The 12,460-nt window shown below is 71.8% G+C and carries 9 protein-coding genes; 4 read left to right on the top strand and 5 right to left on the bottom strand.

Translation table 11 applies throughout. The features are described 5' to 3' along the window. Window positions 1-254 precede the first annotated feature (254 nt). Genes TMZ1T_RS05650 through TMZ1T_RS05630 form a run of 5 tightly spaced genes read right to left on the bottom strand, consistent with a single transcriptional unit; the run spans window position 255 to window position 4,665 of the window. Window positions 255-998: an ABC-type transport auxiliary lipoprotein family protein gene (locus tag TMZ1T_RS05650; RefSeq protein WP_012584897.1), complete on the bottom strand. Its 744-nt coding sequence runs from the start codon at window positions 996-998 to the stop codon at window positions 255-257. Continuing rightward, window positions 995-1,936, bottom strand: coding sequence for an MlaD family protein (locus tag TMZ1T_RS05645; protein ID WP_004326372.1), 942 nt, complete (start codon window positions 1,934-1,936; stop codon window positions 995-997). The genes TMZ1T_RS05650 and TMZ1T_RS05645 overlap by 4 nt, the downstream gene beginning before the upstream one ends. A 1-nt stretch (window position 1,937) precedes the next feature. Further along, complete coding sequence (locus TMZ1T_RS05640; protein WP_012584896.1) at window positions 1,938-2,774, bottom strand: ABC transporter ATP-binding protein; 837 nt, start codon at window positions 2,772-2,774, stop codon at window positions 1,938-1,940. Then, window positions 2,771-3,928, bottom strand: a complete 1,158-nt coding sequence (locus TMZ1T_RS05635; RefSeq protein ID WP_012584895.1) for an MlaE family ABC transporter permease — start codon at window positions 3,926-3,928, stop codon at window positions 2,771-2,773. The genes TMZ1T_RS05640 and TMZ1T_RS05635 overlap by 4 nt, the downstream gene beginning before the upstream one ends. After that, complete coding sequence (locus tag TMZ1T_RS05630) at window positions 3,925-4,665, bottom strand: TetR/AcrR family transcriptional regulator (RefSeq protein WP_012584894.1); 741 nt, start codon at window positions 4,663-4,665, stop codon at window positions 3,925-3,927. Before TMZ1T_RS05630 ends, TMZ1T_RS05635 begins: the two co-directional genes overlap by 4 nt. A 202-nt stretch (window positions 4,666-4,867) precedes the next feature. Between TMZ1T_RS05630 and TMZ1T_RS05625 the strand changes: the two genes are divergently transcribed. The 4 genes from TMZ1T_RS05625 to TMZ1T_RS05610 are packed head-to-tail and all read left to right on the top strand — an operon-like array spanning window position 4,868 to window position 12,135. Next, the gene (locus TMZ1T_RS05625) at window positions 4,868-5,935 is read left to right on the top strand and encodes an HlyD family secretion protein (protein ID WP_012584893.1); all 1,068 of its coding nucleotides are present in this window, start codon (window positions 4,868-4,870) and stop codon (window positions 5,933-5,935) included. Next, complete coding sequence (gene rbbA / locus TMZ1T_RS05620) at window positions 5,932-8,916, top strand: ribosome-associated ATPase/putative transporter RbbA (RefSeq protein ID WP_012584892.1); 2,985 nt, start codon at window positions 5,932-5,934, stop codon at window positions 8,914-8,916. Before TMZ1T_RS05625 ends, rbbA begins: the two co-directional genes overlap by 4 nt. 11 nt (window positions 8,917-8,927) lie before the next feature. Then, on the top strand, window positions 8,928-10,166 hold the full coding sequence (locus tag TMZ1T_RS05615) for an ABC transporter permease (protein ID WP_012584891.1): 1,239 nt from the start codon (window positions 8,928-8,930) through the stop codon (window positions 10,164-10,166). A gap of 22 nt (window positions 10,167-10,188) precedes the next feature. Continuing rightward, the gene (locus TMZ1T_RS05610; RefSeq protein WP_012584890.1) at window positions 10,189-12,135 is read left to right on the top strand and encodes a PHA/PHB synthase family protein; all 1,947 of its coding nucleotides are present in this window, start codon (window positions 10,189-10,191) and stop codon (window positions 12,133-12,135) included. Window positions 12,136-12,460: the final 325 nt, after the last annotated feature.

The raw sequence follows: 12,460 nt of genomic DNA, 5'->3' as shown, positions 1-12,460 counted from the left end.
CGCGGACGGAAGCGCCGCGATCGCGACTTGCGTCGCTCCCACAAAAGACCGCGCACCGCCGTCGCCGCGACGCCCACCCCGGGCCGTGACAGCGATCGATCTCCCATGGGAGCGACGCGAGCCGCGATCCCTGCGCCGGAGATCCGCTCGGCGGTCCGTCGTGCGCCGCATCGCGACCGGCGTCGCGCCCGTCGCCCCTTAGGCGCGGCGGTTTCTTGTGGGAGCGACGCGAGTCGCGATCCGACGCTCCGGGCTCAGCGCACCGCCGCAGCCTCGCGCACGGTCCACTCCACCACCTCGGCCGACAGGCGGTCGGCGGCGGCGCCGAAGGCCTGGACGACGGCCGGCACGGCGGGGTCCGCGGTGGGCTGGCGCTGCTCGAAGGTCCGGCTGGCGACGATGCGGCGGCTGGCGGTGTGCACCAGGCGCGCGTCGAGGCGCAGCACCGCCTCGGGGCGGCCGCCACGGTATTCGCTCTGGAAGGCGCGCAGGTCGCTGTCGAGCTCGAAATCGGCATGCAGCTGGCGCTCGTCGCTGCTCAACGCACCCACCCGGCCGTCGGCGCGGAAGGCTTCGAGCAGGCGGTCGCGCAGCAGCGCGGGCGCCGGATCGCTCCAGCCCGCGCCCTGGTAGACACTCACCCGGTTGCCCTCCGGCATCACCACGATGCGTTGGCCGGCCAGATGCACGCCGGCGGCCGGACGCACGACGCGCAGCGACCACGGCAGCGCGCGGGCGGCTGCGGAGGCGGACGGGGCGCCGCCCGCGGGAGTGGACGTCGCCGCAGGGCTGGCGATGGGGTTGCCCGGGGACATGTTCGCCGAAGCACCGGGCGCGCCCGTCGACACCGGCAGCACATACACGTCGAGCGGCGCGGCCTCGGGCAGCACGCTGCAGGCCGGCAGCAGCGCGATCACGCACAGCGCCGCCGCGGCGAACGCCCGACGCGGGCGCGCGGGGCCGGCGCCGCGGCGCGGAAGGAAGGACGACGATCTCACGGGGTGAACTCCTTGGTCGGTTCGAGGCCGAGCAGGTAGTCGGCGGGACGGCTCTCGAGCTGGCGGGTGATGATGCGCAGCGAAGCCAGCGTGGTGCGCAGCTCCGCCACCGCGGGGCCGATCTCGGCCAGGCCGCGCATGCCGCCGTCGAGCGGCGCGCGGTTGTCGGCGATCAGGCGGTCGACCGTGCCCATCGCGCGCTCGAAGGCCCGCATCGCGTCGCGTGCGCTGTCCAGGGTCTGCGTGCCCTGCACCTCCACCAGCCTGTTGGCCGAGCCGAGCATGCGGGCAGCCTCGGCGAGCGCAGTGCTGGCGTCGCGGCTGGCCTGGGTGACCTCGCGCAACGCGGCGTTGAGGTCCTCGCGCTGCGCGGCGAGCGCGCCGGTGGCCAGCTCCAGGTTGCCCAGCGTGCGCCCGAACGAGGCCACGTTGTCGGCCGAGAGCAGCTCGCGCGCCTGCACCAGCAGGTCGTTCACGTTGGTGATCGCGTCCTCGCCGTCGGCGAGCAGGCGGCTCAGCGGCGAAGGCGCGGCGATGATGCGCGCCACCTCGTCGCCCTTGGACACCAGGGGCGTGCTCGCCGGATCCTCGCCGCTGGTCAGGCGGATCATGGTCAAGCCGGTGATGCCGGCAGGCACCAGGCGGGCGCGGGTGTCGCTGCGCACCGGCGCGGCGCTGTCCACGCGCACGCGGGCGATGACGCGGCGCGCATCGGCGGGATCGAGGCGCAGGCTGACCACGTCGCCGATCTTGATGCCGTTGAACTCCACCGTGCCACCCTTGGACAGGCCGGAGACCGCCTCCTGGAAGACGATGTCGTACACCTCGAACTGGCGGTCGGCGTCGCTCTTGCCCAGCCACAGCGCGAACATCAGCGCGGCGCCGACGACGAGCACGGTGAAGAGGCCGATCAGCACATGATGGGCGCGGGTTTCCATGTCAGTTGTTCTCCGATGCAGCGGGCACGGCCTGCGCGGCGGCCACCGCGGTGGCCGCCGCGCGGCCGCGCGGGCCGTGGAAGTATTCGCGGATCCAGGCGTCGTCGATGGCGGCGACCTCGTCCAGACCGGCGTTGACCAGCACCTTCTTCTGCGCCAGCACGGCGACGCGGTCGGTGATGGTGTAGATGGTGTCGAGGTCGTGGGTGACGATGAACACCGTGAGCCCGAGCGCGTCGCGCAGGGTGAGGATGAGCTGGTCGAAGGCCGCGGCGCCGATCGGGTCGAGGCCGGCGGTGGGTTCGTCGAGGAAGAGGATGTCGGGGTCGAGCGCGAGCGCGCGCGCCAGCGCCGCACGCTTGACCATGCCGCCCGACAGATCCGACGGAAACTTGTCGCCGGCGAGGGCCGGCAGTCCGGCGAGCGCGATCTTGAGCGCCGCCAGCTCCGCCGCCTCGCGGCGCGACATCCCGGCGTGCTCGATCAACGGCAGCGCCACGTTCTCGGCCACGGTCAGCGACGAGAACAGCGCGCCCTTCTGGAACAGCACGCCGAAGCGGCGCTCGACCTGCTTGCGGCGCGCGTCGGGCAGGCTCAGCAGGTCCTCGCCGAACACATGCACGCTGCCCGCGCGCGGCCGGTTGAGGCCGACGATGGTGCGCAGCAGCACCGACTTGCCCGTGCCCGAGCCGCCCACCACGCTGAGGATCTCGCCGCGGCGCACGTCGAGGTCGAGCTGGTCGTGCACCACCTGGGAGCCGAACTGGTTGCGCACGCCGCGCACCTCGACGATGTTGTCGCGCGGATCGGATGCGGCGCTCGCCAGCCCCGCCGTCACCACCCCATCTCCATGCAGAACAGCGCCGCGATCGCATCCACCACGATCACCACGAAGATCGACTGCACCACGGCCGAAGTGGTGTGCTCGCCCACCGACTGCGCGCTGCCCTGCACGCGGAAGCCTTCCAGGCAGCCTATCACCGCGATCAGGAAGGCGAAGATCGGCGCCTTGGCCATGCCGACCCAGAAGTGGATGAGCCCGACGTTGTCCTCGATCCGCGACAGGAACAGCACCGGCGAGATATCCAGCGTCATCGCCGACACCAGCATGCCGCCGACGATGCCCGCGATCATCGCCACGAAGGTCAGGATGGGCAGCGCGACCAGCAGCGCATACACGCGCGGCAGCACCAGCAGCTCGACCGGATCGAGGCCGAGCACGCGGATCGCGTCGATCTCCTCGTTGGCGCGCATCGAGCCGATCTGCGCGGTGAAGGAGCTCGCCGTGCGGCCGGCGACGATGATCGCGGTGAGCAGCACGCCGAACTCGCGCAGGAACGAGTAGGCCACCAGGTCGACCGTGAAGATGCTGGCGCCGAAGTTCTGCAGCACCGTGGCGCCGAGGAAGGCGACCACCGCGCCGACCAGGAAGGTCAGCAGCGCGATGATCGGCACCGCGTCGAGGCCGGTGCGCTCGAGGTTGGCGACCAGCGCGGTCACGCGCCAGCGCCGCGGCTGCACGCTCACGCGCAGCGCAGTCTCCAGGATCAGGCCGATGAAGCCGGTGAGCGCGCTCACGTGGCGCCAGAACACCAGCATGGTGTGGCCGATGTGGGCGAGCACGTCGCCGAGCGCGTAGCCCTCGTCCGCGGCAGGGCGCTCCTCGCGGCCTTCGATCGCATCGGCCACGGCCTTCAGCAGCGCGCGCCGCTCGCGGCTCAGCGCACCCTCGTCGGCGAGCAGGGCGGCGACGCGCTCGCCGCCGAGCAAGCCGTGCAGCAGGCGTGCGCCCGCGGTGTCGAGCGTACCGAGCTCGGCCAGCTCGACCCGCGTCGCGGCGTCGATGCGGCCACGCAGCGCATCGGCCTGGCGGCGCAGCGCGGCATGGTGGGCGAGCGTCCAGTCGCCGCGCAGGCGCAGGACCGCGGCAACGCCGTCGCCGGCCAGCAGGGCCTCGCCCGCGCGGGCTTCGTGCCGCGGCGCCGCGCTCATCGTCCTTCCTCCGCGGTGTCGGATGCGTCCGCATCGGCTTCGCCGCGCGCGAGGCGGGCGAACAGGCCGTCCATGAATTCGCGCTGCAGGCGCGCGAGGTCGATCTCGCCACCACTCATGCGCACCAGCACCGGCGCCGCCGCCACCGCGTACGAGATCGCCCCGAACACGAAGGTCTGCAGCGCGAGCGCACTGCGCATGCGGAAGATCCCCGCGTCGATCGCTTCCTGCCACAGCGGCAGGAAGACGGCATGCACCGGCTCGACCACGCGCGCGACGAGTTCGTCCAGGCGCTCGCCCGGGTCGGTCATCTGGCGCATCACGAAGCGCATCGCCTGCGGCTGGCGCACCGCCTGCACGAACATCGCCTCCACTGCGGCCACGACGCGCCGCTCGATCGGCCCCGCCGCGGGAGAGAGCATGTCGAGGGCGGCCAGGTCGGCGCGCACCTGCGCCTCGATGCGGTCCACCACCGCGGTCCACAGCTCGGCCTTGGAGCCGAAATAGTGCGCCACCATCGACACGTCGCAGCCCGCGCTCGCCGCGATCGCGCGCAGCCCCGCCGCCTCGAAGCCCTGCGCCCCGAAAGCGTCGAGGGCAGCGTCGAGCAGGCGTGCACGGTAGTTCGCGTCCGGACCGCGCGGACGGCCACGGCCGCGCACGGTACGGGCGTGTTCGGCAAGATCGGACATGCTGGAAAAGGAGAAGGAATCGAGGCGGGATGGTACAACATGCATCGAGTCGGTTCCGGTCGAATCTCTCCGGCGGCCACGCCGGCTGGCCCGAATCGGGCGGCACGAAAGGCGAGGTCGCACCGGTTCCCACCGCAGATGAGCAAATGAAAGACCTGACCCCAGCTTGACCCATAGCTTGACCTATTATCCAACAAGTGTTGAAATACTACGAACACATCGCAGAGCTCCGCCCGAGGAGAATCTCATGAACATGACACGATCCGGCCGGTTGGCCTGGTTGGGCGCCGGTGTCCTCGTCCTGGCCGCGGCCGGCGCCTGGCAGTTCCTGCGCCCCGCTCCGGACGACGACAGCTTCGTGCGCGGCAACGGCCGCATCGAGGCCACCGAGGTCGATGTCGCCGCCAAGGCGCCCGGGCGGGTGGACGCGATCCTGGTTAACGAAGGCGACTTCGTCACGCGCGACGACGTGATCGCGCGCATGGACGTCAAGTCCCTGCAGGCCCAGCTCGCGCAGGCGCGTGCCGAAGTCGCCAACGCCCACAGCGCCCGCGAGACCGCGCGCGCCCAGGTCGCCCAGCGCCAGGCCGACGTGACCATGGCCGAGGCGGTGCTGGTGCAGGGCCGCGCCGAATACGACGTCGCCCGCCGCACCGCGGCGCGCTCGCAGGCGCTGCTGAACGATCGTGCCACTTCCGCGCAGAAGGCCGACGACGATGCCGCCCGTGCGCGCACCGCCGAGGCCAGCATCCACGTCGCCGAGGCCCGCATCGTCGCCGCCCGCGCCGGCGTGCGCGCCGCCGAGGCCCAGGTGCAGCAGGCCGAGGCCGCGATCCGCGCCGCCGAGGCGGTGGTCGCCCGCCTCGAGACCGAGATCGCCGACGGCGAGCTGCGCGCCCCGCGCAGTGGCCGCGTGCAGTACCGCGTGGTGCAGCCGGGCGAGGTGGTGGGCGGTGGCGGCAAGGTGGTGAGCCTGGTCGACGTCGGCGATGTCTACATGACCTTCTTCCTGCCCGAGATGGCCGCCGGCCGCGTGGCCCTCGGCAGCGAGGTGCGCATCGTGCTCGACGCCGCGCAGGCCTTCGTGATCCCGGCCAGGGTGTCCTACGTCGCCAGCGTCGCCCAGTTCACGCCCAAGACCGTCGAAACGCAGAGCGAGCGCCAGAAGATGGTCTTCCGCGTCAAGGCACGCATCGACCCCGAACTCCTCGCCAGGTACCCCGAACAGGTCAAGACCGGCCTGCCCGGCATGGCCCACCTGCGCCTGGACGCGCAGCGCGAGTGGCCGCCCGCGCTGCAGCCGAGGCTGCCGTGAGCACTCGACGGGACGGCACGAACGGCACGCGGGCCGCCTTGCCCGGCGCCTCGGACACACCCTCCGCCCGACCGGACAGCGCATCGCCCGCACCGGCCGCAACCGCCCTGCCACCGGTCGTCCGCCTCGTCGATGTCCACCACCGCTACGGCGACACGCATGCCGCCGACGCGCTCACGCTCGACCTCCCCGCCGGCTGCATGGTCGGCTTCATCGGCCCCGACGGCGTGGGCAAGTCCACCTGGCTCGGCCTCGTCGCCGGCGCGCGCAGGATCCAGCGCGGTACCGTCGAGGTGCTCGGCGGCGACATGGCGGACGCCCGCCACCGCGCGCGCGTCTGCCCGCGCATCGCCTACATGCCGCAGGGCCTGGGCAAGAACCTCTACCCCACCCTGTCGGTGTTCGAGAACATCGACTTCTTCGGCCGCCTGTTCGGCCAGTCCGCAGCCGAGCGCCGGCGCCGCATCGACACGCTGCTCGCCGCGACCGGCATGGCCGCCTTCGCCGACCGCCCCGCCAACAAGCTCTCCGGCGGCATGAAGCAGAAGCTCGGTCTGTGTTGCGCGCTGATCCACGACCCCGACCTGCTCATCCTCGACGAGCCCACCACCGGCGTCGATCCGCTGTCGCGCCGGCAGTTCTGGGAGCTCATCGCGCGCATCCGCGCCGACCGCCCGGGCATGAGCGTGCTGATCGCCACCGCCTACATGGAAGAGGCCGAGGGCTACGACTGGCTGGTGGCGGTGGACGCCGGCCGCGTGCTCGCCACCGGCACGCCCGCCGAGCTGCGCGCGGCCGGCGGCGCCGACACCCTGGAGGAGGCCTTCATCGCCCTGCTGCCCGAGGCGCGCCGGCGCGAACATCGCCGGCTGGAGATCCCGCCGATCGAGACCGGCGCGGTGGTCATCGAGGCGCGCGGCCTGCAGATGCGCTTCGGCGACTTCGTCGCGGTGGATGACGTGAATCTGCAGGTGCGCCGCGGCGAGATCTTCGGCTTCCTCGGCTCCAACGGCTGCGGCAAGTCCACAACCATGAAGATGCTCACCGGCCTGCTCGAACCGAGCGCCGGCGAGGCGCTGCTGCTCGGGCGCAGGCTGGACGCGACCAACATCGAGACGCGCCGCCGCGTGGGCTACATGTCGCAGTCCTTCTCGCTCTACGGCGAACTCTCGGTGCGCCAGAACCTCGACCTGCACGCGCGCCTCTTCCACCTGCCCGCGGACGAGGCCGCCTCCCGCATCGCCGAGCTCGCGCGCCGCTTCGACCTCGCCCCGGTGATGGACATCCAGCCCGACGCCCTGCCGCTCGGCCTCCGCCAGCGCCTGCAGCTCGCGGTGGCGGTGCTGCACCGGCCCGACGTGCTGATCCTCGACGAGCCCACCTCGGGCGTCGATCCAGTCGCGCGCGACCATTTCTGGGCGCTGATCGCCGACCTGTCGAGGAAGGACGGCGTGACCATCTTCATCACCACCCACTTCATGAACGAGGCCCAGCGCTGCGACCGCATCTCGCTGATGCACGCGGGGCGCATCCTCGCCAGCGACACCCCGGCCGCCCTCGCCGCCGCGCGCGGCTGCGAGGGCCTGGAGGACGCGTTCATCTCGTATCTGGAAGAGGCGAGCGGCGTCGCACCGCCCTCCGCGACGGCGCCTGCTGCAACGCCCGATCGCGACTTGCGTCGCTCCTACAAACCCATCACACCCCCGGAGCCGCGACGTGGGAGCGACGCAAGTCGCGATTCAGGCGATGCCGACGCGACGGCGCGCGTTGCAGGCACCGAAGCGAGCACGCCGATTCCGGGCACCGGAATCGCGACTCGCGTCGCTCCCACATCCCGGCCCGCCGATCGCCTCGCCCGCTTCAGCCTCGCCCGCCTGGCGAGCTTCTCGGCGCGCGAGGCCACCGAGCTGCGCCGCGATCCGGTGCGGCTCACGCTGGCGCTGCTGGGCAGCCTGGTGCTGATGCTGGTGATGGGCTACGGCATCACCATGGACGTCGAGGACCTGCACTACGCGGTGCTCGACCACGACCGCAGTGTCGGCAGCCAGAGCTACACCCTGCGCATCGCCGGCTCGCGCTATTTCCTCGAACAGGCGCCGCTCGAGGGCCACGCCGACCTCGACGCGCGCATGCGTGCCGGCAAGCTGGCGATGGCGATCGAGATCCCGCCCGGCTTCGGCCGCGACCTCGCGCGCGGCCACGCGCCGCAGGTGGCGGTGTGGCTGGACGGCTCGATGCCGCTGCGCGCCGAGCTTGCGCGCGCCTACGTCGGCGGCGTGCACGCACAGACCCTCGCCGACGTGATCGCCGAATCCGGCGCCGGCCCGGTGCGCGCGCTCGCCAGCGTCGAGCCGCGCTACCGCTACAACCCCGAGCTGCTCAGCCTGGTGTCGATGGTGCCCAAGGTGATCCCGCTGCTGCTGGTCTTCATCCCCGCCATGCTCACCGCGCTCGGCGTGGTGCGCGAGAAGGAGCTCGGCTCCATCCTCAACGTCTACACCACCCCGGTGACCCGGCTCGAGTTCCTGCTCGGCAAGCAGCTGCCCTACATCGCGCTGTCGATGTTCAACTTCGCGCTGCTCTTCGTGCTCGCGGTCACGCTCTTCCAGGTGCCGTTCAAGGGCAGCTTCCTCGCGCTCGCCACCGGTGCGCTGCTCTACGTCACCGCCACCACCGGCCTGGGCCTGCTCGCCTCCACGCTCACCAACAGCCAGATCGCCGCACTCGCCGGCACCTCGATCGGGACCCTGCTGCCGGCGATCCAGTTCTCCGGGCTGATGGACCCGGTGAGCGCGCTCGAAGGCGGCGGCTACTGGATCGGCGCGATCTACCCCACCACCCACTTCCTCACCATCGCCAGCGGCACCTTCTCCAAGGCGCTCGGCTTCGCCGACCTCGCCGGCGCCTTCGTGCCGCTCGCGCTCGCGATCCCCGTGCTCACGCTGCTGTCGGCGCTGCTGCTGAAGAAGCAGGCCAAGTGAGACCCGCCACCATGGTCCGCCATCCCATCCCCCGGCACCCGCCAGGCCCGCCTGGCCCGCCAGACGCACCAAACGCGCCGAGCCGGCCCGGCCCGCCGAACCACACGGGCCACGCGACTCGCACCACCCACCTGCGCAACACCTGGAACCTCGGCCTCAAGGAGTTCCGCAGCCTGTCGCGCGACCTCGCGATGGTCTTCCTGATCGTGTTCATGTTCAGCGCCTCGATCTACGCCGACGCGCGCGCCAAGCCGGAGAGCCTGTCGCGCGCCGCGATCGCGGTGGTGGACGAGGACGGCTCCCAGCTCTCCGGCCGCATCGTCGCCGCACTGCAGCCACCGCAGTTCCTGCCGCCCGAGCACGTCGGCCTCGCCGACATGGACCGCGGCCTCGACGCCGGCCGCCACACCTTCGTGCTCGACATCCCGCCGAACTTCCAGCGCGACGTGCTCGCCGGCCGCAGCCCGGCGCTGCAGCTCAACATCGACGCCACCCGCCAGGGCCAGGCGCAGACCGGCGCGGCCTACATCCAGAACATCCTCGCCGACGAGGTGCGCGCCTTCGTGCAGCGCATGCGCGCCCCGGCGCCGCAGCCGGTCGAGCTCGTGCCGCGCGCGATGTTCAACCCCAACCTCGAGGCGAGCTGGTTCGCCGCCATCAACGCCATCATCAACAACGTCACCATGCTCGGCATCCTGCTCACCGGCGCTGCACTGATCCGCGAGCGCGAGCACGGCACCATCGAGCACCTGCTGGTGATGCCGGTGACCCCGCTCGAGATCATGCTGTCGAAGATCTGGTCGATGGGCGTGGTGGTGCTGCTGGCCTCGTCCTTCTCGCTGCAGGTGATGGTGAAGGGTGTGCTCGGCATCACGGTGGCTGGTTCGGCGCTGCTCTTCGGCGCCGGCACCCTGCTCTACCTCTTCGCCGCCGCCTCGATCGGCATCTACATGGGCACGATCGCGCGCAGCATGCCGCAGTTCGGGCTGATGTCCATCCTGATCCTGCTGCCGCTGCAGATCCTCTCCGGCGGGGTGACTCCGCGCGAGAGCATGCCCGAGGCCATCCAGGCCATCATGGGACTGGCGCCGACCACGCACTACGTGTCGCTCGCGCAGTCCATCCTCTTCCGCGGCGCCGGGCTGGACGTGGTGTGGCCGGCCTTCACGATGGTGGCGGCGATCGGCGCGGTCTTCCTGGCGCTGGCGCACCACCGCCTGCGCCAAACCATCGGAACGATGCAGAATTGAACCCTTGCGAAAGGAGAATGCGATGAGCCCATCCGCCCCCAAGCCGCCCTCGGGCGAGGTCGCTCCGGCGCCCACGCGCGCCCGGCGCAGATCGGCGACCACCGCGCCCCCCGGCACAGCCGGCAAACCCGCACGCGCCGCGCGGTCGGACACTGCGAGCGCGAACACGTCCAGCGCGCAGGCCGGAAAGTCCCCCGCCCGGCCCGCAGCCTCCGCTGCCCGCAGCTTTGCCGAACCCTTCGCCCCGCCGCCGCCGCGCAACCCGCTCGATCGCCGGGTGCATGCGGCAATCGCACGCGCCACCGCCTCGGTGTCGCCGATCGCGCTGCTGCTGGCCACGGTCGACTGGGCCGGCCACCTCGCGGTCTCGCCAGGCAAGCGCATGGAGCTCGCCGACCTCGCCATCGTGCAGACGCGCCGCCTGCTGCGCTACGCGCAGCAGCTCGCCCTCGCCCCGGCGGGCAGCGCCGCGCACGAGTGCATCGAGCCGCCCGCCCAGGACCGCCGCTTCCAGGCGCCCGAGTGGCACGCCTGGCCCTTCAACCTGATGCACCAGTCCTTCCTGCTCGGCCAGGAATGGTGGGACGCCGCCACCCACGGCGTGGCCGGCGTCTCGCGCCATCACGAGCAGGTCGTCGCCTTCGCCGCGCGCCAACTGCTCGACCTGTTCTCGCCGGGCAACTTCCTGCCCACCAACCCGGTCGTGCTGCGACAGACCCTGGCGAGCGGCGGCATGAACCTCGCGCGCGGCACGATCCACGCCATCGAGGACTTCGAGCGCCTCGTCAGCGGCGCGCCCCCGGCGGGCACCGAAGACTTCGTCGTCGGCCGCGACGTCGCGGTCACCGCCGGCAAGGTGGTGCTGCGCAACCGCCTCGTCGAGCTCATCCAGTACGCGCCCGCCACCGCCGACGTGTACGCCGAGCCGGTGCTGATCGTGCCGGCCTGGATCATGAAGTACTACATCCTCGACCTCTCGCCGCACAACTCGCTGGTCAAGTACCTGGTCGAGCGCGGCCACACCGTGTTCTGCATCTCGTGGAAGAACCCCGGGACAGAGGAGCGCGAGCTCGACATGGACGACTACCTGCAGCTCGGCTTCTTCGCCGCGCTCGACGCGATCAATGCCATCGTCCCCGGGCAGAAGGTGCACGCAACCGGCTACTGCCTCGGCGGCACCCTGCTGGCGATCGCCGCGGCAGCGATGGACCGCGACGGCGATGCGCGCCTCGGCTCGATGACGCTGTTCACCGCGCAGACCGACTTCACCGAACCGGGCGAGCTCGCGCTCTTCATCGACGACAGCGAGGTCAGCCTGCTCGAGGCGCAGATGGAGGAGACCGGCTTCCTCACCGCCGGCCAGATGGCGGGCGCGTTCCAGATCCTGCGCTCCAACGACCTGCTGTGGTCGCGCGTCGTCGGCGAATACCTCATGGGCGAGCGCACGCCGATGAACGACCTCATGGCCTGGAACGCCGACGCCACGCGCATGCCCGCGCGCATGCACAGCCAGTACCTGCGCCGGCTCTTCCTCAACGACGACCTCAGCGAGGGGCGCTACCCGGTGGGCGGCAAGCCGGTGGCGCTGTCCGACATCGAGCTGCCGGTGTTCTGCGTCGCCACCCTCACCGACCACGTCGCGCCCTGGCGCTCGGTGTACAAGCTGCACTACCTGGTGCCGACCGAGATCAGCTTCGTGCTCACCAGCGGCGGCCACAACGCCGGCATCGTCAGCGAGCCCGGCCGCCCGCGGCGCAGCTTCCGCATGCACACCCGCCCCGCGGGCGGCAACTACGTCCCGCCGGACGACTGGCTCGAGCGCACGCCCGAGCAGGAAGGCTCGTGGTGGCCGGCCTGGAGCGACTGGCTCGCCGCGCGCAGCGGCGCGCGCGTGGCGCCGCCGGCGATCGGTGCCCCAGACTATCCCGCGCTCGACGACGCGCCGGGCTGCTACGTGCATGAGAAGTGAGCGGACGATGCGGGCAGCTTGACCGCGCCGCCGATGCAACCGCCCCCGCCGCGCCCCGCACAACCCGCTACGCCCGCGGCGGGATGCAGGAGCGGGTGTGGGAGCGGGTGTGGGAGCGACGCAAGTCGCGATTCCCGCCCGCCTCGATCCGCCTGCGCCCAGCGCAGCGCTGCCGCCTTGATCGCGACTTGCGTCGCTCCCACAGCCACCCCGAGCGCCGCGGTCCTGCTGCGCGAGCGCCGCGTTCTTGCCGTCGGAGCGCCGCGGTCTTCCTGTGGGAGCGACGCAAGTCGCGATTCCACCTCTCCGCACCGCCCCCCTCCCC

Source organism: Thauera aminoaromatica (genome assembly GCF_000021765.1).
Taxonomy (GTDB): domain Bacteria; phylum Pseudomonadota; class Gammaproteobacteria; order Burkholderiales; family Rhodocyclaceae; genus Thauera; species Thauera aminoaromatica.
The sequence above is the reverse complement of the archived record's forward strand: the minus strand, read 5'-3'. Positions and strand labels throughout refer to the sequence as shown.